The organism is Urechidicola sp. KH5 (genome assembly GCF_054661455.1).
The window spans coordinates 54,411-75,048 of record NZ_BAAFSW010000001.1 but is presented as its reverse complement, the minus strand read 5'-3'; the positions used below and the strand labels follow the sequence as shown (position 1 = coordinate 75,048).

The 20,638-nt window shown below is 34.9% G+C and carries 18 protein-coding genes and 1 tRNA gene; 16 read left to right on the top strand and 3 right to left on the bottom strand.

Translation table 11 applies throughout. The annotated features are described in order from the left end of the window. The 10 genes from nusG (at nucleotide 1) to ACYQ5R_RS00300 (ending at nucleotide 12,401) form a co-directional block, all read left to right on the top strand. Nucleotides 1-552: a transcription termination/antitermination protein NusG gene (nusG, locus tag ACYQ5R_RS00345; protein WP_460188913.1), complete on the top strand. Its 552-nt coding sequence runs from the start codon at nucleotides 1-3 to the stop codon at nucleotides 550-552. A 77-nt stretch (nucleotides 553-629) separates the two neighbouring features. After that, on the top strand, nucleotides 630-1,067 hold the full coding sequence (gene rplK / locus ACYQ5R_RS00340) for a 50S ribosomal protein L11 (RefSeq protein ID WP_460188912.1): 438 nt from the start codon (nucleotides 630-632) through the stop codon (nucleotides 1,065-1,067). Nucleotides 1,068-1,085: 18 nt separating this feature from the next. Continuing rightward, nucleotides 1,086-1,778, top strand: coding sequence for a 50S ribosomal protein L1 (gene rplA, locus ACYQ5R_RS00335; RefSeq protein ID WP_460188911.1), 693 nt, complete (start codon nucleotides 1,086-1,088; stop codon nucleotides 1,776-1,778). Between the two features lie 11 nt (nucleotides 1,779-1,789). After that, nucleotides 1,790-2,308 (top strand): 50S ribosomal protein L10, encoded by a 519-nt coding sequence (gene rplJ / locus ACYQ5R_RS00330; RefSeq protein WP_460188910.1) that lies wholly within the window; start codon nucleotides 1,790-1,792, stop codon nucleotides 2,306-2,308. 43 nt (nucleotides 2,309-2,351) lie between these two features. Continuing rightward, nucleotides 2,352-2,729 carry a 50S ribosomal protein L7/L12 gene (rplL, locus tag ACYQ5R_RS00325; RefSeq protein WP_460188909.1) on the top strand — a complete coding sequence of 126 codons (378 nt, stop codon included), beginning with the start codon at nucleotides 2,352-2,354 and terminating at the stop codon, nucleotides 2,727-2,729. 124 nt (nucleotides 2,730-2,853) lie between these two features. Beyond that, nucleotides 2,854-6,669, top strand: coding sequence for a DNA-directed RNA polymerase subunit beta (gene rpoB / locus ACYQ5R_RS00320; RefSeq protein WP_460188908.1), 3,816 nt, complete (start codon nucleotides 2,854-2,856; stop codon nucleotides 6,667-6,669). A gap of 70 nt (nucleotides 6,670-6,739) precedes the next feature. After that, nucleotides 6,740-11,017 (top strand): DNA-directed RNA polymerase subunit beta', encoded by a 4,278-nt coding sequence (gene rpoC / locus ACYQ5R_RS00315; protein ID WP_460188907.1) that lies wholly within the window; start codon nucleotides 6,740-6,742, stop codon nucleotides 11,015-11,017. Between the two features lie 6 nt (nucleotides 11,018-11,023). Further along, nucleotides 11,024-11,335, top strand: a complete 312-nt coding sequence (locus ACYQ5R_RS00310; protein ID WP_460188906.1) for a DUF3467 domain-containing protein — start codon at nucleotides 11,024-11,026, stop codon at nucleotides 11,333-11,335. 65 nt (nucleotides 11,336-11,400) lie between these two features. Next, entirely contained in the window at nucleotides 11,401-12,066 is a 666-nt protein-coding gene (locus ACYQ5R_RS00305) for a DUF2461 domain-containing protein (protein WP_460188905.1), read from the top strand. Then, nucleotides 12,066-12,401: an Mpo1-like protein gene (locus ACYQ5R_RS00300; protein WP_460188904.1), complete on the top strand. Its 336-nt coding sequence runs from the start codon at nucleotides 12,066-12,068 to the stop codon at nucleotides 12,399-12,401. The genes ACYQ5R_RS00305 and ACYQ5R_RS00300 overlap by 1 nt, the downstream gene beginning before the upstream one ends. Here ACYQ5R_RS00300 and ACYQ5R_RS00295 read toward each other — a convergent pair. Then, nucleotides 12,390-12,773, bottom strand: a complete 384-nt coding sequence (locus tag ACYQ5R_RS00295; RefSeq protein WP_460188903.1) for a hypothetical protein — start codon at nucleotides 12,771-12,773, stop codon at nucleotides 12,390-12,392. The genes ACYQ5R_RS00300 and ACYQ5R_RS00295 overlap by 12 nt on opposite strands. 77 nt (nucleotides 12,774-12,850) lie before the next feature. Beyond that, the gene (locus ACYQ5R_RS00290; RefSeq protein WP_460188902.1) at nucleotides 12,851-13,228 is read right to left on the bottom strand and encodes a hypothetical protein; all 378 of its coding nucleotides are present in this window, start codon (nucleotides 13,226-13,228) and stop codon (nucleotides 12,851-12,853) included. Between the two features lie 468 nt (nucleotides 13,229-13,696). On the opposite strand from ACYQ5R_RS00290, the gene ACYQ5R_RS00285 reads away from it, so the two are divergent. After that, nucleotides 13,697-16,570 (top strand): M16 family metallopeptidase, encoded by a 2,874-nt coding sequence (locus ACYQ5R_RS00285; protein ID WP_460188901.1) that lies wholly within the window; start codon nucleotides 13,697-13,699, stop codon nucleotides 16,568-16,570. An 88-nt stretch (nucleotides 16,571-16,658) separates the two neighbouring features. Here the strand turns inward: ACYQ5R_RS00285 and aroC are convergent, their stop codons facing one another. Continuing rightward, nucleotides 16,659-17,723 (bottom strand): chorismate synthase, encoded by a 1,065-nt coding sequence (gene aroC / locus ACYQ5R_RS00280; protein WP_460188900.1) that lies wholly within the window; start codon nucleotides 17,721-17,723, stop codon nucleotides 16,659-16,661. Nucleotides 17,724-17,920: 197 nt separating this feature from the next. Here aroC and ACYQ5R_RS00275 point away from each other — a divergent pair. The 5 genes from ACYQ5R_RS00275 to ACYQ5R_RS00255 all read left to right on the top strand — a co-directional run bounded on the left by ACYQ5R_RS00275 (nucleotide 17,921) and on the right by ACYQ5R_RS00255 (nucleotide 20,631). After that, nucleotides 17,921-18,005, top strand: a tRNA-Ser gene (locus tag ACYQ5R_RS00275). A gap of 131 nt (nucleotides 18,006-18,136) precedes the next feature. After that, nucleotides 18,137-18,694 carry a YeeE/YedE family protein gene (locus ACYQ5R_RS00270; RefSeq protein ID WP_460188899.1) on the top strand — a complete coding sequence of 186 codons (558 nt, stop codon included), beginning with the start codon at nucleotides 18,137-18,139 and terminating at the stop codon, nucleotides 18,692-18,694. Nucleotide 18,695: 1 nt separating this feature from the next. Then, a complete protein-coding gene (locus tag ACYQ5R_RS00265) occupies nucleotides 18,696-19,109 on the top strand; it encodes a DUF6691 family protein (protein WP_460188898.1) in 414 nt (137 codons plus the stop codon). A gap of 20 nt (nucleotides 19,110-19,129) precedes the next feature. Beyond that, complete coding sequence (locus tag ACYQ5R_RS00260; RefSeq protein ID WP_460188897.1) at nucleotides 19,130-19,759, top strand: Crp/Fnr family transcriptional regulator; 630 nt, start codon at nucleotides 19,130-19,132, stop codon at nucleotides 19,757-19,759. Nucleotides 19,760-19,827: 68 nt separating this feature from the next. Beyond that, nucleotides 19,828-20,631, top strand: a complete 804-nt coding sequence (locus ACYQ5R_RS00255) for a sulfite exporter TauE/SafE family protein (protein ID WP_460188896.1) — start codon at nucleotides 19,828-19,830, stop codon at nucleotides 20,629-20,631. Nucleotides 20,632-20,638: the final 7 nt, after the last annotated feature.

Genomic DNA, 20,638 nt, shown 5'->3' with positions numbered 1-20,638 from the left:
ATGGCTGATTTTGTAAAAAAGTGGTACGTAGTTAGAGCTATTGGAGGTCAAGAAAATAAGGTTAAAAACTATATTGAACAAGAAGTTAGTCGCCTTAATCTTGCAGATTATATCAATCAAGTTTTAGTACCAACTGAAAAAGTAATTCAAGTGCGTGATGGTAAGAAAATAAACAAAGAACGAGTTTATTTTCCAGGTTACGTGATGATTGAAGCGAACTTGAGTGGAGAGATTCCTCACATTATAAAATCAATTCCTGGAGTTATTGGTTTTTTAGGAGAGGTAAAAGGAGGAGATCCTGTTCCTTTAAGAAAATCTGAAGTGAACCGTATGTTAGGTAAGGTAGATGAATTATCAATTCAAAATGAGAATGTGGTAATACCTTATATGGTAGGTGAAAGTGTGAAAGTAATAGATGGTCCGTTTAATGGATTTGATGGATCTATCGAGAAGATATACGAAGAAAAGAGAAAGCTTGAAGTAATGGTTAAGATTTTTGGAAGAAAAACACCATTAGAATTGAGCTATATGCAAGTAGAGAAAATTTCATAATTGTTACGCTAATATTTTTAATAAGGCAGTTTCGCTTCCAAATAAACTGCATTATTTAACCTAATTAAGTTTAAAAAATGGCAAAAGAAATAAGCAAGGTTGTAAAATTACAAGTGCGTGGAGGTGCTGCAAATCCTTCACCACCAGTTGGACCAGCTTTAGGTGCTGCCGGGGTTAACATTATGGAGTTCTGTAAGCAGTTTAATGCAAGAACTCAAGACAAACAAGGAAAAGTTTTACCTGTTGCTATTACAGTATTTACAGATAAGTCTTTTGACTTTGTTGTTAAAACACCTCCTGCAGCTGTGCAAATTTTAGAAGCAGCAAAAGTGAAAAAAGGTTCAGGAGAACCAAATAGAAGAAAAGTAGCAACCGTTACTTGGGATCAATTAAGAGTTATCGCTGAAGATAAAATGCCTGATTTGAATGCATTTACTGTAGAATCCGCTATGAAAATGATGGCAGGTACTGCACGTTCAATGGGTATTAAAGTTAAAGGTGACGCTCCAGTTTAATTTTTAAAAATTTAGGAAATGGCAAAATTAACTAAAAAGCAAAAAGAGGCTGTAGCGAAAGTTGACTCATCTAAAGTGTTAACGGTATTAGAAGCTACAAACCTTGTAAAGGAGATTACATCGGTAAATTTTGATGCATCAGTAGACTTAGCGATTCGTTTAGGGGTAGATCCTCGTAAAGCAAATCAAATGGTTCGTGGTGTTGTAACATTACCGCATGGTACAGGTAAAGATGTTAAAGTATTAGCATTGGTAACACCTGATAAAGAAGCAGATGCAAAAGAAGCTGGTGCAGATTATGTTGGTTTAGATGAGTACCTTCAGAAAATTAAAGGTGGTTGGACAGACGTAGACGTAATTATTACTATGCCAAGTGTTATGGGTAAGTTAGGTCCTTTAGGTAGAATTTTAGGTCCTAGAGGTTTAATGCCAAACCCAAAGACTGGTACAGTAACTATGGATGTTGCTAAAGCAGTAAAAGATGTGAAAGCTGGTAAGATTGACTTTAAAGTTGATAAAACTGGTATCGTACATGCTGCTATTGGTAAGTCATCTTTTGATGCACAAAAGCTTGCAGACAATGCAAACGAATTAATTCAAACAATTATCAAATTGAAGCCAACCGCTGCTAAAGGTACTTATATTAAGAGCATTTATATGTCTTCTACTATGAGTCCATCTGTAGCAATTGATGCTAAATCAGTTATTTAAAAAGATAAATCATGACTAGAGAAGAAAAATCACAAGTTATACAAGATTTAACAGCTCAATTAACTGAAGGAAGTATTTTTTACTTGGCAGATATTTCAGGATTGGATGCATTAAGCACGTCAAATTTACGTAGAGCATGTTTTAAAGCTAACGTAAAGTTGTCAGTTGTTAAAAATACATTGCTTGAGAAAGCAATGGAACAGTCTGATAAAGATTTTGGAGAATTACCAACAACATTAAAAGGTAACACTTCAATTATGATTGCTGAAACAGGTAATGCACCTGCAAAAGTAATTAAGGAGTTTAGAAAGAATTCTGACAAACCTATCTTAAAAGGAGCTTATGTTGAAGAAGCTATTTATGTTGGTGATAACCAATTAGATGCTTTAGTTAACATCAAGTCTAAAGAAGAAGTTATATCAGAAATTATCGGATTATTACAATCGCCAGCTAAGAACGTTGTTTCAGCGTTACAATCTGGAGGAGGTAAGTTATCTGGTATCTTGAAAACATTATCAGAAAAAGAATAAGCGCACTAAATAAACTAAATAATAAAATTAAATTTAAACAAAAATGGCAGAATTAAAAGATTTCGCAGAACAACTTGTTAACTTAACAGTTAAAGAAGTAAATGAGTTAGCTGATATTTTAAAAGAAGAGTATGGTATTGAGCCAGCAGCAGCTGCAGTAGCAGTAGCTGGTCCTGCAGCAGGTGGTGCTGAAGGTGGTGCTGATGAGAAGTCAGAATTTGATGTGATCTTAAAATCAGCAGGTTCTTCTAAGTTAGCTGTTGTTAAATTAGTTAAAGAATTAACTGGTTTAGGATTAAAAGAAGCTAAAGGTATCGTAGATAGCGCACCAGCGCCAATCAAAGAAGGTATCGCTAAAGATGAGGCTGAAGGTCTTAAAAAGTCTTTAGAAGAAGCTGGAGCTGAGGTAGAGCTTAAATAAGCCCTTACCATCCACACAAAATAGGTTTAGGTCTTTAGAACTTGCGTTCTAAACAGGCCTAAACCATTTTGCGTATATATTCGTTCACGCATATTTAACTGACTTTTAATCAAAAAAATTTCCATTGGCAACGATATTAAACACCGAAAGAAAAAGCTTTGCTTCGGCAAAATTAACAACTGATTATCCAGATTTCTTGGATATACAAATCAAATCTTTCCAAGATTTTTTTCAGTTACAAACGAAAGCCGAAGAAAGAAGTGCCGAAGGGTTATATAAAACCTTTACAGACAACTTCCCAATTACTGATACGAGAAACCAATTTGTATTAGAATTTTTAGACTACTTTGTAGATCCGCCAAGGTATTCAATTCGTGAGTGTATTGAAAGAGGATTGACATACAGTGTGCCTTTAAAAGCACGTTTAAAATTGTATTGTACAGATCCTGAGCACGAAGATTTTGAAACCATTGTACAAGATGTGTATTTAGGAACAATTCCTTATATGACACAGAGTGGTACTTTTGTAATCAATGGTGCGGAGCGTGTAGTTGTTTCGCAATTACACCGTTCACCTGGGGTTTTCTTCGGACAATCATTCCATGCAAACGGAACCAAGTTATACTCTGCTAGAGTAATTCCTTTTAAAGGATCTTGGATTGAATTTGCAACAGATATCAATCAGGTAATGTATGCCTATATTGATAGAAAGAAAAAATTACCGGTTACAACATTATTCCGAGCTATTGGCTTTGAAAGAGATAAAGATATTCTTGAAATATTTGACCTTGCAGAAGAGGTAAAAGTTTCTAAGAGTGGATTAAAAAGAGTATTAGGTCGTAAAACAGCGGCACGTATCTTAAAAACATGGTTTGAAGATTTCGTAGATGAAGATACTGGAGAGGTAGTATCTATTGAGCGTAATGAGATTGTCTTTGACCGTGATACTATTTTAGAAAAAGAACATATTGATGAGATTGTAGAATCTGGTTCTAAAACTATTCTTTTACACAAAGAGGATAACCAACAAGCAGATTATGCAATTATTCATAATACATTACAAAAAGACCCTACTAACTCAGAAAAAGAGGCAGTAGAACACATTTACCGTCAGTTACGTAATGCAGAACCGCCTGATTATGAAACCGCAAAAGGTATTATAGATAAGTTGTTCTTCTCAGAGCAACGTTATAACCTTGGTGAAGTAGGTCGTTTTAGAATGAACAAGAAGTTAGAATTGAACGTTGATATGGACGTGAAAGTTTTAACTAAAGAAGATATTATTACAATCATCAAGAACTTAATTAACTTGGTGAATTCAAAAGCTGAAGTTGATGATATTGATCACTTATCTAACCGTCGTGTGCGTACAGTAGGTGAGCAATTAGCAGCTCAGTTTGGTGTTGGTTTATCTCGTATGGCTCGTACGATCCGTGAGCGTATGAACGTAAGAGATAATGAGGTATTTACACCTATAGATTTGATTAATGCTAAAACATTATCATCTGTAATTAACTCATTCTTCGGAACCAACCAGTTATCTCAGTTTATGGATCAAACAAATCCATTAGCAGAGATTACACACAAGCGTCGTTTATCAGCATTAGGTCCTGGAGGTCTTTCTCGTGAAAGAGCAGGATTTGAGGTTCGTGACGTTCACTACACGCACTACGGTCGTTTATGTCCTATTGAAACACCAGAAGGACCAAATATTGGTTTGATTTCTTCACTAGCGGTTTATGCTAAGGTGAACAACTTAGGATTTATTGAAACTGCCTATAGAAAAGTTGCAGATGGTGTTGTAGATATTAAGAATGAGCCAATCTATTTGAGTGCAGAAGAGGAAGAAGGAATGAAGTTTGCACAATCAAACTTACCATTGAATGAAGATGGTAGCTTTGTGAACGATCGTGTTATTACTCGTGAGGAGGCAGATTATCCTGTAGTGGAAAATAACGAAGTAAACTATATGGATGTATCTCCAAATCAGATTGCTTCTATTTCGGCTTCATTAATTCCTTTCTTAGAGCATGATGATGCGAACCGTGCATTGATGGGATCGAACATGATGCGTCAAGCGGTACCATTATTACGTCCTGAAGCACCAATTGTTGGTACAGGATTAGAGCGTAGAGTAGCAAAAGATTCTAGAATCTTAATTAATGCAGAAGGAGCTGGTGTTGTAGAGTATGTAGATTCAGATATCATTACTATTAAGTATGATAGAACTGATGAGGAGCGTATGGTAAGTTTTGATGAAGATTCAAAATCATACAACCTTATTAAGTTTAGAAAAACCAATCAAGGTACTTCTATTAACTTGAAGCCTATTGTAAGAAAAGGTGATAGAGTAGAAGAAGGTCAAGTACTTTGTGAAGGGTATGCTACACAAAAAGGAGAGTTAGCACTTGGTAGAAATATGAAAGTTGCCTTTATGCCTTGGAAAGGGTATAACTTTGAGGATGCGATTGTGATTTCTGAAAAAGTGGTAAGAGAAGATATCTTTACTTCTATTCATATTGATGAGTACTCTTTAGATGTTCGTGACACGAAGTTAGGTGCTGAAGAGTTAACAAACGATATTCCAAATGTTTCAGAAGAGGCTACTAAAGACCTTGATGAAAACGGTATGATTCGTATTGGTGCAGAAGTAAAACCTGGTGACATCTTAATTGGTAAGATTACTCCAAAAGGAGAGTCTGATCCAACACCAGAAGAAAAATTATTAAGAGCCATCTTTGGTGATAAAGCAGGTGATGTAAAAGATGCATCATTAAAAGCTTCACCATCATTAAGAGGTGTTGTAATTGATAAGAAGTTATTCCAAAGAGCAGTAAAAGATAAAACGAAGCGCGCAAGAGATAAAGAAGAAATTGCACGTTTAGAGGCAGACTTTACTGTAAAATATGACAAATTAAAGTCTCACTTAGTTGAGAAATTATTTGCCTTAGTAAATGGTAAAACTTCTCAAGGAGTGAAAAATGATTTAGGTGAAGAAGTATTACCTAAAGGTAAAAAGTTCACTCAAAAAATGTTGAATTCTGTTGAGGATTACGTTCACTTAACAAAAGGTTCTTGGACTACTGATACTGAATTAAATGCATCAGTTGGTGAGTTAATTCATAACTATAAGATTAAATTAAACGATTTACAAGGAGCTTTACGTCGTGAGAAGTTTACGATTTCTGTAGGTGATGAGTTACCAGCAGGTATTGTAAAATTAGCTAAGATTTATATCGCTAAAAAGCGTAAGCTTAAAGTAGGTGATAAGATGGCAGGTCGTCACGGTAACAAAGGTATTGTGGCTCGTATTGTACGTCAAGAGGATATGCCATTCTTAGAAGACGGAACTCCAGTAGATATCGTTCTTAACCCATTAGGGGTACCATCGCGTATGAACATTGGTCAGATCTATGAAACTGTATTAGGTTGGGCAGGTCAAAAATTAGGTACTACCTATGCGACTCCAATTTTTGACGGTGCAAATATTGATCAAATCAATTCATTAACAGATGAGGCAGGTGTACCAAGATACGGTCACACTTACTTATATGATGGTGGTACAGGAGAACGTTTTGACCAACCTGCAACAGTTGGTGTAATTTATATGATTAAGTTAGGACACATGATTGATGATAAAATGCACGCGCGTTCTATTGGTCCTTACTCATTAATTACTCAGCAACCATTAGGTGGTAAAGCACAGTTTGGTGGTCAGCGTTTTGGTGAAATGGAGGTTTGGGCTCTTGAGGCATACGGTGCATCAAGTACGCTTAGAGAAATCTTAACTGTAAAATCTGATGATGTTCATGGTAGAGCAAAAACTTACGAGAGTATCGTTAAGGGAGAGGCAATGCCAGAACCAGGTTTACCAGAGTCATTTAACGTATTAATGCACGAACTGAAAGGTTTAGGTTTAGACGTTAGATTAGAAGAATAATACAACCCTTGGTTAGGAGGTTCGCCTCCTAACCATCTTTATAATTTTTACATAATTCGAATCCATTATCATGGCAAAAAGAAACGATAAGTACACTGTAAAAAAGTTTAATAAAATATCTATTGGTTTAGCATCACCAGAATCTATTCTAGAAGCATCTAGAGGAGAGGTGTTAAAACCAGAGACCATTAACTACCGTACGCACAAACCTGAAAGAGATGGGTTGTTCTGTGAGCGTATATTTGGTCCTATAAAAGATTTCGAATGTGCCTGTGGTAAGTATAAAAGAATACGTTACCGCGGTATTGTATGTGATCGTTGTGGTGTTGAAGTTACTGAGAAAAAAGTACGTAGAGATAGAGTAGGTCACATTAACTTAGTAGTACCAGTTGCACATATTTGGTACTTTAAATCATTACCTAACAAAATGGGTTACCTTTTAGGGTTGCCATCTAAAAAGTTAGATATGATTATTTACTACGAGCGTTACGTAGTAATTCAACCAGCAGGAGCTAAAAATGCTGAAGGAGAACCATTACAAAAAATGGACTTCCTAACAGAAGAAGAATATTTAGATATTCTTGAAACGTTCCCTATTGAAAATCAATATTTAGACGATTCAGATCCAGATAAGTTTATCGCTAAAATGGGTGCTGAGTGTTTAATTGATTTATTAGCACGTATTGATTTAGATGAGTTGTCTTACCAATTAAGACACAAAGCAAACACAGAAACTTCTAAGCAACGTAAAACAGAAGCTTTAAAGCGTTTAAATGTTGTTGAATCTTTCCGTGAAGCGAATAAAAATAGAGAAAACAAACCAGAGTGGATGATCATGAAGGCCATCCCTGTAATCCCGCCAGAATTACGTCCGTTAGTGCCGTTAGATGGTGGTAGGTTTGCTACTTCAGATTTAAATGATTTATACCGTAGAGTTATTATCCGTAACAATCGTTTAAAGCGTTTAGTTGAGATTAAAGCTCCTGAAGTAATCTTGAGAAATGAAAAGCGTATGTTACAAGAAGCGGTTGATTCGCTATTTGATAACACACGTAAATCATCTGCTGTTAAAACAGAATCTAACCGTCCGTTAAAGTCGTTATCAGATTCCTTAAAAGGTAAGCAAGGACGTTTCCGTCAAAACTTACTTGGTAAGCGTGTTGATTATTCTGCACGTTCTGTAATTGTTGTAGGACCAACACTTAAATTATATGAGTGTGGTTTACCAAAAGATATGGCAGCAGAACTTTACAAGCCATTTATCATCCGTAAGTTGATTGAAAGAGGTATTGTAAAAACAGTTAAATCTGCAAAGAAAATTATAGATAAGAAAGAGCCGGTAGTATGGGATATTTTAGAAAATGTTCTTAAAGGACACCCAGTATTACTAAACCGTGCTCCAACGCTTCACCGTTTAGGTATCCAAGCATTCCAACCAAAATTAATTGAGGGGAAAGCAATTCAATTACACCCATTAGTGTGTACGGCATTTAACGCCGATTTTGATGGTGACCAGATGGCGGTACACTTACCTTTAGGCCCTGAGGCTATTTTAGAGTGTCAGTTATTAATGTTGGCTTCTCACAATGTATTGAATCCAGCAAACGGAGCTCCTATTACTGTACCATCACAGGATATGGTATTAGGATTGTACTATATGACTAAAGAGCGTAAGTCTACTCCAGAATACCCAATTAAAGGTGAAGGATTAACTTTCTATTCTCCAGAAGAAGTAATTATTGCTTTTAACGAGAAGAGAGTTGACCTAAATGCAGGAATTAAAGTTCGTACACAAGATATCAATGAAGAAGGAGAGCAAGTAACTAAGTTAATTCAAACTACTGCTGGTAGAGTGTTATTTAACGAGGTTGTTCCAGAAGAGGCTGGATATGTGAACGAAGTATTGACTAAGAAATCTTTAAGAGATATTATTGGTCGTATATTAAAAGTAACGAGTATTCCAAAAGTTGGTAAGTTCTTAGATGAGATCAAAGACATGGGATATAAGTTTGCATTTCAAGGAGGATTATCATTTAGTTTAGGTGATATCATTATTCCAGAAGAAAAGCACACAATGATTGCTGATGCTAATGAGCAAGTTGATGCTATCCGTATGAACTATAATATGGGTATGTTAACAAACAAAGAGCGTTACAATCAGGTAATTGATATTTGGGGTTCTGCAAACAACCGTTTAACAGAACTTTCTATGAAACGTTTGCGTGAAGACCAACAAGGATTTAACTCAGTATTTATGATGTTAGATTCTGGAGCAAGGGGTTCTAAAGAGCAGATCCGTCAGTTAACGGGTATGCGTGGATTAATGGCGAAGCCTAAAAAATCTACTGCCGGTGGTGGTGAGATTATTGAAAACCCAATTCTTTCTAACTTTAAAGAAGGTCTTTCAATTCTTGAGTACTTTATCTCTACGCACGGTGCACGTAAAGGTCTTGCGGATACGGCATTAAAAACGGCCGATGCAGGTTACTTAACTCGTCGTTTAGTAGATGTATCTCAAGATGTTATTGTAACAGAAGTAGATTGTGGAACTTTAAGAGGTTTAGAAGTTAAACCATTAAAGAAAAATGATGAGATTGTTGAGAAATTATCGCAACGTATTGTTGGAAGAGTTTCTTTACACGATGTTGTAGATCCTATTTCTGGTGAGGTTTATGTTGGAGCTAATGAAGCTATCACAGAAGAAATTGCTGTTAGAATTGAAGCTTCTCCAATTGATTCAGTAGAGGTACGTTCTCCATTAACATGTGAGTCTAAGAAAGGTATCTGTGCTAAATGTTACGGCTATAGTTTATCAACTAGAAAAATGGTTCAAAAAGGTGAGGCTGTTGGTGTTGTTGCAGCGCAGTCTATTGGAGAACCTGGTACACAGTTAACATTAAGAACGTTTCACGTTGGTGGTGTTGCTGGTAACATTTCAGAAGAGAACAAGTTAATTACTAAGTTTGCTGGTAAAGCTACAATTGAAGACTTAAGAACTGTAAAAGGTGATGACGGTCAAGGTAACGAAGTTGATATTGTAATTTCTAGAACTTCAGAACTTAAGATTACAGATAAGAAAACAGGTATCGTATTGAGTACAAACAATATTCCTTATGGTTCTATTATCTTTATTAAAGATGGTCAGGATTTAAAGAAAGGAGATACTGTTTGTCAATGGGATCCATTTAACGGTGTAATTGTTTCTGAATTTGGAGGTAAGATTGCATTTGAAAACATTGAGAAAGATATAAACTTTGCGGTAGAGATTGATGAGCAAACTGGTTTCCAAGAAAAAGTAATTACTGAGTCTAAGAATAAAAAGGTTATTCCAACTTTATTAATTCAAGGTAAAGATGGCGAAACGCTACGTTCATATAGTTTACCTGTAGGTGCACACTTAATTGTAAATGAAGGTGACACTATTAAGTCAGGTCAAACATTAGTTAAGATTCCTCGTAAATCTGGTAAAGCAGGTGATATTACCGGTGGTTTACCACGTGTAACAGAGTTATTCGAAGCACGTAACCCATCTAACCCAGCAGTAGTTTCAGAAATTGATGGTGTGGTATCATTTGGTAAAATTAAACGTGGTAACCGTGAAATTATAATTGAGTCTAAATACGGAGATATCAAGAAATACCTAGTTAAACTTTCGAACCAAATCTTAGTTCAGGAGAACGATTACGTAAAAGCTGGTATGCCATTATCTGATGGTGCAATTACTCCAACAGATATTTTGAATATTTTAGGCCCAACAGCTGTGCAAGAGTTCTTAGTAAATGAGGTGCAAGATGTATACCGTTTACAAGGGGTAAAAATTAACGATAAGCACTTTGAGGTAGTAGTACGTCAAATGATGCGTAAAGTTAGAATAATTGACTCTGGGGACAGCTTATTCTTAGAGAATGATTTAGTACACAAAAACGACTTTATTGAAGTAAATGATAAGATTTACGGAATGAAAGTAGTTGAAGATGCTGGTGATTCAGAAAGCTTAAAAGCAGGACAAATTATTAGTCCACGTGATTTAAGAGACGAAAACTCTAAGTTACGTAGAGCTGATAAGCAGTTAGTTGTAGCGCGTGATGCACAACCAGCTACTGCTGAGCAAGTATTACAAGGTATTACAAGAGCATCTTTACAGACGAAATCATTTATTTCTGCGGCATCCTTCCAGGAAACAACTAAAGTATTAAACGAAGCTGCTGTAAGCGGTAAAGTAGATAGTTTAGAAGGATTGAAAGAAAATGTAATTGTTGGTAAGCGTATACCTGCAGGTACTGGATTACGTGAGTACGATAGTATTATTGTAGGTTCTAAAGAAGAAATGGATAGATCTAATTTTTAAGAAACCATGGCTGAACAAAAACCTAAAGATGGTAAATTAAATATTGAATTAGATGAAAAAGTAGCGGAAGGAACGTATTCCAACCTCGCTATCATCAATCATTCAGTATCAGAATTTATTGTAGACTTTATCAATATTATGCCAGGTACACCTAAGGCTAAGGTAAAATCGAGAATTATCTTGACACCACAGCACGCTAAAAGGTTGGCCAAAGCATTAGAAGATAATGTTAAGAGGTTTGAAGGCAGACACGGAGAGATTAAAGATTATGAGCAACCTCCAATTCCTATTAACTTTGGACCAACAGGAGAAGCATAAAACAAAAACACCCATCAAAATATGATGGGTGTTTTTTTATATCTTTATATCAACATAATGAATACATGACCTACTTTACTTCTGAATATCTCCAGTTTTTCAAAGATTTAGCACCAAACAATGATAAAGAATGGTTTGATGCAAATAGAAAACGTTATGAAGAAGTAGTAAGAGAGCCTTTTAAAGTGTTTGTAACAGGTTTGATTGAAGAAGTCGCTAAGAAAGACCCAGAAATTCAAATAACACAAAAGGAAGCGATTTTTAGAATTAATAGAGATATACGTTTTTCTAAAGATAAAACGCCTTATAAAACCAACAATTCCGCTTTAATCTCAAAGAATGGTAGAAAGGATAAAACATACCCTGGTATTTATGTGGAATTAGGTCCTGAAAAACTGGGTATTTACGGTGGAGTTTTTATGCTAAATTCAAATCAAGTAGCCCGTGTAAGAGATTACATAGCAGATAATTTAGAAGCTTTTGAAAAGGCTATAAATGAAAAGTCTTTTAAATCATTTTATGGTGAAATAAAAGGTGAGCAAGCAAAAAGAATTCCAAAAGAATTAAAAGATGCAGCAGCAGTTCAACCTTTGTTATTCAATAAGCAATGGTATTATTTTGCCCATTTAGATCCAAAAACTATTGAGTCTAGTGGTTTAATGAACACTATTTTAAAACATTATGAGGTGGCTGCACCAATTAGAACATTATTAACCAAAGCACTATACTAATGACTAGGCATCCAATAAAAACCTATAGAGAGTTTTACAAGTTTTATTTATCCGAACATAGCAATAGAACATGTAGGTTATTACATGTTATTGGAACTACATTCGTTTTTGCATTGGCTATTACTGCTATCTATCATAGGAATTACGTGTTGTTTGCTTTTGTGCCCATTGCAGGTTACGGTTTTGCGTGGGTTGGTCATTTTTTCTATGAGAAAAATAAACCTGCGACATTTAAATATCCTTGGTGGAGTTTAAAGTCAGATTTTGTTATGTATTTTGATATTCTCTCTGGAAAGATAGGACTCGATAATTCTAAAGATCATTTAGTCAAATAATCGTATTTGATTGCTTCTTGTTTTGTCAAATAGATCGTAATTAAGTGGAGGCATACAAACCTCTGACATAAATTTCTTTTTGGCCATTCTAAACTGAATTGCCACTCGATTGGCATAATTACCCTCTCCTTTCATTCGAGTGCCAAATTTAGAATCCTTTAATGTTCCATTATGAACCACTTTAATTTGATTCAAAATTTTATCTGCTCGATTAGGTAACGTTTTATATATCCAATCAGTAAAAATTTCACCAATTGCGCCATTTAATCGAACCATAGTGTAGGCTATAGATTTTGCTCCAATTTGACTCACAGTTTTTACCATATCAAAAATTTCATGGTTGTTTAAACCTGGAATAATAGGAGCCATCATCACATTAACAGTATGCCTACTGCAGATAATTGCTCAACAGCTTTTAATCTTTGCTTAATGCTTGCTGTTCTAGGTTCTTAAATTCTTCTCGTATCTTCAGAAAGAGAAGTAATAGATATACTCACATGTATCAACCCTTGAGAGGCCATTTCTTTTAATAAATCAAGATCTCTTAAAACCAAACTGTTTTTAGTAATAATACTTGCTGGATGTTTGTATTTAAGTAAAACCTCTAACATACTCTGTGTTATTTTTAGTTTACGTTCAATGGGTTGATAACAATCTGTATTGCTCGAAAACATAATATTTTCAGCTTTCCAATTACGACTTGTAATTTGCTTTTCAAGCAATTCAGCAGCATTACTTTTATACAAGATTTTTTGCTCAAAATCCAATCCTGCATTGTAGCCCCAGAATTCATGTGAATTTCTGGCATAACAGCAAAATACAACCATGTTCACAACCCTGGTATGGATTCATAGAATAGGCCATTCCAATATCGGTAATGTTAACCTTATTCAAAACGGATTTTGGGAATATTTCTATATATTTAGTTTGATTTGAAGTAGCATCATCACCTTCTGGTGCACAGTAATTCAAATAGTCATCACGAATAGAATATCTAAATTGCTCAAACTTATTATGTGCTTGATATTTAGCGCTTCTCCCTTTTATCTACTCTTGTTTTTCGATGTTTTAAAGTACAGGAGTGGTTGGAGAATAACTACAATTGTTGAAAAGTTAATTTGATATTTGAGCCCCGTATCTAGATTGAACAAAGGATTAAATTATTCTAAATGTTTAATAAATAACGATTTATATGTGTAGTGTAATTTGTTAAAAAAACGCCAACGATATTCGAATCTAGCTAAAAATGAAAATTTTGATGTAAATTATGAATCAATTTAACTAAAATTTGATCTATGAAAACAAAAATCACCTTTATTATTTTTGTGCTCTTATCTTCAATAGGTTGGTCGCAAACAAAGCTTATTGAAAAGGTAACAAAAACTGGAGATGAGGTAATCATACCTTATGAAAAGTACAGACTCGACAATGGTTTAACCCTAGTAATACATGAAGATCATTCTGATCCATTAGTACATGTTGATGTTACTTATCATGTTGGATCTGCAAGAGAAGAATTACAAAAATCAGGTTTCGCCCACTTTTTTGAGCACATGATGTTTCAGGGCTCAGAAAATGTAGCAGATGAAGAGCATTTTAAATTAATTTCGAATGCAGGAGGTACTCTTAACGGAACTACAAATAGAGATCGTACCAATTATTTCGAAACTGCACCAAGCAATCAATTAGAGTTGTTACTTTGGCTAGAAGCTGATCGAATGGGATTCTTTTTGGATGCCGTAACGCAAGAAAAATTTGAAGTACAACGAGAAACTGTAAAAAATGAAAAAGGTCAAAACTACGACAACAGACCTTATGGACGATGGAGTGAAGTAAATGCCGAGGCTCTTTATCCGTATGGGCATCCTTACTCTTGGTTAACTATCGGAAAATTAGAAGACTTAGACAGAGTTGATGTGAATGACTTAAAAAGCTTCTTTTTAAGATGGTATGGCCCAAACAATGCTACGTTAACTGTTGGTGGAGATGTTAATGCTCAAGAGGTAATAAAAATGGTAGAGAAGTATTTTGGTGTTATTCCTCCAGGGCCAGAGGTTGAACCATTAAAACTAGATACTCCAACTATTGATGCAGATAGATATGTAAGTTATGTAGATAAAAATATTCGTTTCCCTGGATTGTTATTTACGTATCCAACTGTTCCTAGTTTTCATCCAGATGAAGCAGCTTTAGATTGTTTGGCTGAAATTATTGGAGTTGGACAAAGTTCTTTCTTGTTTAAACAATTTGTTGGCCCTAAAAAGGCGATTCAAGCGTCGAGTTTCAACTCTGCGAGTGAATTAGCAGGAGAAATATCATTTTTTGTTTTACCATTTCCAGGAAAAACCTTGGCTGAGTTTGAAACAGAGATGCGACAGGTTTTACTTGATTTTGAAAAAGCTGGTGTAACAGATGATGACATCACCAAGTTTAAAGCAAATCAAGAATCAAATTTTATAAATGGACTAGCAAGTGTAAGTGGTAAAGTATCGCAACTAGCGTATTATGAAACATTTTTAAATAACCCGAATGGTATTAAGAATGATTTAAATAGATATCAAAGCATTACAAAAGAAGATGTTTTGCGTGTGTATAATAAATATATTAAAGGTAAGCCTGCTGTAATATTGAGTGTTGTGCCAGAAACTGGAGCAGAACCTGCAAAGTCAGATAACTATACTGTTAATAAAGATGGTGGAAATCCATATCCAACTACTGATTATTCAGGGCTTGTGTATAATAGGCCTAAAGGAGATAATTTTGACAGAAGCATTCATCCAACACCAGGAGCTTCTCCTTTAGTAAAAGTTCCAGAATTTTGGACGTCGGAATTAAAGAATGGAATAAAAGTTATTGGAACACAAACTGATGAGATTCCTGTAGTTGCTGTGCAACTAAGTATTAATGGTGGCCATAGAATGGATATCAATACACCAGATAAATCTGGTTTAGCTGTTTTAACAGCCTCATTGATGAATGAGTCTACTGAAAACTATACCTCTGAACAAATTCAAGAAGAATTAAGAAAAATTGGTAGTAGTATCAATATTTATGCTGGAGATTCTCAAACAACAATTAGTGTTAATAGTTTGAAGAAAAACTTGGGTAGAACTATGGAAATTTTGGAAGAAGTGTTATACCGACCAAAGTTTACACAAAAAGATTTTGATAGATTAAAAAAGCAACAAATAGAAGGTTTAAAATCTAATGAGAAAGATCCTGCCTCAATAGCATCAAATGTTTATAGAAGACTGTTGTATGGTGACAATCATATTTACTCAGTACCAAGCTCTGGTATCGTATCATCTGTTGAGGCTATTGAATTAGCTGATGTTAAGAACTTCTACGAGCAAAATTATGGTCCAGAATTAAGTGAGTTAGTTATTGTAGGAGACATATCAAAAAATGAAGTTTTGAATTCTGTAGACTTTTTAAACAGTTGGGAAAACAAAGGTACTCAGGTTCCAACAATGCCAAAAGTAAACGAGCAAGATAAAACTAAAATTTACTTAGTTGATAAAACCGAAGCTCCACAATCTCAAATAAGAATTGGTTATGTAACCGATATGCCATACGATGCAACAGGAGAATATTTTAAATCATACTTAATGAATTATCCTTTAGGAGGGGCATTCAATAGTAGAATAAATTTAAATCTAAGAGAAGATAAAGGTTGGACATATGGTGCTCGCTCTGGATTTAATTCAGATGACGATCCTGGACCATTCACAGCAAGTGCAGGAGTACGTGCGGATGCAACTGCAGGGGCGGTATCAGAATTCATGAAAGAACTTACCGATTATAAGAAAGATGGGATTACTGATGATGAATTGTCTTTTATGAGAAATTCTATAGGTCAGCGAGATGCTAGAAGTTATGAAACTCCAGGGCAAAAGGCGAGTTTCTTGAGAAGAATAGTTCATTACAACTTAGATAAATCTTATGTTGATGAGCAATCGAATATTATTAAAACTATTTCAAAAGAAGAGATAAATAATTTAGCAGATAAGAACCTACAAATAGATAATATGAATATTGTAGTGGTAGGTGATAAATCAAGTAATATTGAAGCCTTAGAAGAATTAGGCTACGAAATAGTTGAACTTGATGCCAAAGGCAATATTATTTCTAAAAAGGAAGAACCAGTAAAAGAAGCGATAAAAGATTAACCCTTTTTTTACAACTCGTTTAAATATAAAAGCGGAGCAACAAATTCTTGTTGCTCCGCTTTCATTTTATTTTTACAATTAAAATGAATTACAGTTTGGTAGTCTTATCCAATAAATAAAAATCTGCCATTACCATGGCAGCCATGGCCTCAACAATAGGTACAGCTCTTGGCACAACGCATGGGTCATGTCTACCACGACCTTGCATTTCTACAACATTTCCTTCACTATCTATTGTTTTTTGTTTTTGAATTAAAGTTGCAACTGGTTTAAATGCTACTCTAAAGTAAATATCCATGCCATTGGTAACACCACCTTGCACACCTCCAGAAAGGTTAGTTTTAGTGGAACCATCAGTATTAAAGGCATCGTTGTGCTCACTACCTCTCATTTTGGTTCCGCAAAAGCCACTACCATATTCAAAACCTTTTACAGCATTTATAGATAGCATGGCTTTACCTAACTGGGCATGTAGTTTATTAAAGATGGGTTCGCCCAACCCAATAGGTACATTTTGAATGACACATGTAATAGTACCTCCAATAGTATCGCCTTGCTTCTTTATTTCTTTAATATGCTGAATCATTTCTTCGGCCTTTTCAGAATCAGGACATCTAATAGCATTTGATTCAATTAAACTAAAATCAAGATCTTGATAAGGTTTATTAATAGTAATCTCTCCTACAGAAGATGTAAAAGCATTGATATGTATCTGTGATATAATTTGTTTAGCAATGGCACCCGCAACAACCCAATTCGCAGTCTCTCTTGCAGAAGTTCGTCCACCACCTCTGTGATCCCTAATACCGTATTTTTGATCATACGTATAATCTGCATGCGACGGACGGTACACAGATACATTGTGATTATAGTCTTTACTTTTTTGATTTGTGTTTTGAATTTGAAAACCAATAGAAGTACCTGTGGTCTTGCCTTCAAATATACCAGACAAAAATTGTACTTCATCTGGCTCTTTACGCGCAGTAACTATAGCAGATTGCCCAGGTTTACGGCGATTTAGTTCAGCTTGAACAGCTTCTAAATCAATAGTTATTCCAGCAGGACAACCATCTAAAATTCCACCAATTGCAGGACCATGAGATTCGCCAAATGTGGTTAGTGTTAACAGATTTCCAAAGGTATTGCTCGCCATAAAATCAAATTTTGAACAAAAGTAACAAACTGCCATAAATTCTATACCAAAATAGGGTCTTTATTTGAACTTTATTGAATGAGATATTGAATTAAAAAATAATTGGAAAAAGTTTTGAGAATACTAAAAAAGCATACTATATTTGCACCCGCCTACGCGAGTAATTAATTTACAAACTAGGTAACGCATTAGATACTGGAGAAATGGCAGAGTGGTCGAATGCGGTGGTCTTGAAAACCATTGACTGTAACAGGTCCGGGGGTTCGAATCCCTCTTTCTCCGCAAAAGAAAACCGAAACGAAAGTTTCGGTTTTTTTGTTTCTACAAATTAATGTTTACTTACTTTACTGTGTAACCATAGTTACATTTAATCAAATTTAAATGTGATAATTTTGCATGAAACAATTTAAACTATGGACATAATTTATGCCTCATGGCCTTGGTATGTTTCTGGGCCTTTAATAGCACTCATCCTATTTATTTTATTAAAAGTTGGTAAACGATTTGGTATGTCAACCAACCTTCAAACGGTTTGTGCCATGTCTGGTGCCGGTAAAAAGTGGGAGTATTTTAACATTGATTGGAAAGCCAATCGTTGGAATTTGTTGGTAGCAGTAGGAGCCGCAATTGGGGGATATATAGCTGCTAATTATTTATCTCCAGATCAAAGTATTGCCTTGCACCAAGATGTTGTTGCACAATTAGAGGAGTTTGGTATTGCCAATGCAGGAGCAACCTATTTACCAGATGAATTATTTGGGGTAGGTGTATTTCGAAATCCTTTATATGTATTGTATTTAGTACTTGGCGGATTTTTGGTTGGCTTTGGAGCTCGTTATGCAGGTGGTTGTACATCAGGACATGCCATTTCTGGATTGAGTAATTTGCAATTACCATCATTAATTGCTGTTATAGGTTTCTTTATTGGAGGCTTAATAATGGTACATGTTTTATTCCCAATATTATTTTAAGATGAGAAGTATTATTTATTTAGTTATAGGTACACTGTTTGGTATCATATTATACAAATCAGAAGCAGCTTCTTGGTTTCGTATTTACGAAATGTTTCAATTCAAATCCTTTCATATGTATGGCATCATAGGTTCGGCTGTTGGATTGAGTATATTGATAACTGCTTGGATTAAAAGAACAAAGCAGAAATCTGTATTTGGTGAGCAGATAAAGATTAGTCCAAAAGAAAAAGGCTTTACTCGATATATTATTGGGGGTATACTTTTTGGTTTAGGTTGGGCCCTTGCAGGAGCGTGTCCGGGACCGATGTATATTTTGGTTGGAGCAGGATATGTACCCATTCTTGTAGTGCTTATTTCTGCTATTTTAGGAGCATTTATTTACGGAATGTTAAAAGATAAATTACCTCATTAATTAATAGTACTTTTGCCGCCATGATTCAAGAGTTAAAACAACATTACGGAGGACTTTTTGAACCTGAATTACTTCAGGAAATTAATGCTGTCGGAGTGTTTAAAGAAATTCCTGAAGGTTTTATATTAATGGATATTGGTCAATATGTGAGGTCTATGCCACTTCTAATAGACGGAGCCATTAAGATATTAAGAGAAGATGATGAAGGAGATGAATTGTTACTCTATTATCTAGAAAAAGGAGAAACATGTGCCATGACTTTGGCTTGTTGTTTAGGTCAGAGTAAAAGCGAAATACTAGCTGTGGCAGAATCTCCAACAAAATTGGTGATGGTTCCAATTCAAAAGATGGAAGAATGGACCAGTAAATACAAATCGTGGCGAAATTTTGTATTTGAAAGTTACCATACGCGTTTGCAAGAATTGATGGAAACAGTTGATTCTTTGGCCTTTTTAAAAATGGACGAACGTATTTTAAAATATCTTCATGAAAAGGCTAAGATAGCTGGTAGTAATGAGGTGTTAAGTACACATCAAGAAATTGCCTTCGATTTACATACTTCTAGAGTTGTGATTTCAAGATTACTTAAGGCACTTGAAAAACAAGGTACAATCGTCTTACAGCGCAATAAAATACTAATAAATGATTAAATGCTTTGTAACAAGAGTTGCAGTTTAGCAATCGTGAAAGTTGTTACTTTGTTTTATAAAAATATTACATGGATATTACTTCAATTTTAGGATATTTAGGAGCATTAATTATAGGGGTTGTATTGGGCCTTATCGGTGGAGGAGGTAGTATATTAACGCTACCAGTGTTGGTGTATTTATTGCATATCAACCCTGTTACAGCAACCGCATATTCTCTTTTTGTAGTCGGTGTCTCTTCAACCGTTGGCGTTTTCAAAAACCTTAAAAAAGGATTAGTTGATTTTAAAACGGCCTTCATTTTTGCAGTGCCATCATTTATCGCAGTATTTTTGACTAGAAAATTTATTTTACCTGCAATCCCTGAAACTATTTGGACAGTTAACTCTTTTGTGTTGACAAAAGATGTGGCTATAATGATCTTCTTTGCTGTTATCATGTTATTTGCCTCTTTTTCTATGATTAAAGGAAAATGTGAGCATTGTGATAAACTTGATGATGATTCGATTAGTTACAACTATCCAATGATTGTGGTTGAAGGTATTTTTGTTGGTACCGTAACTGGTGTTGTTGGTGCCGGAGGTGGTTTTTTAATAATTCCTGCTTTGGTTTTATTGGCTAAATTGCCGATGAAAAGAGCTGTAGCTACCTCCTTATTTATTATAGCTATTAAATCACTTATCGGATTTTTAGGTGATATAAGTCATATGCAGATTGATTGGGAATTTTTACTATTGTTTTCAGGATTTTCTGTAATAGGAATGTTTATTGGCGTATACCTCAATAAGTTTATAAAGGGAGAAAAACTAAAAAAAGGTTTTGGTTTGCTCACTTTATTAATGGGGATTTATATATTATTGAAAGAATTTTTTTAATTGTAAC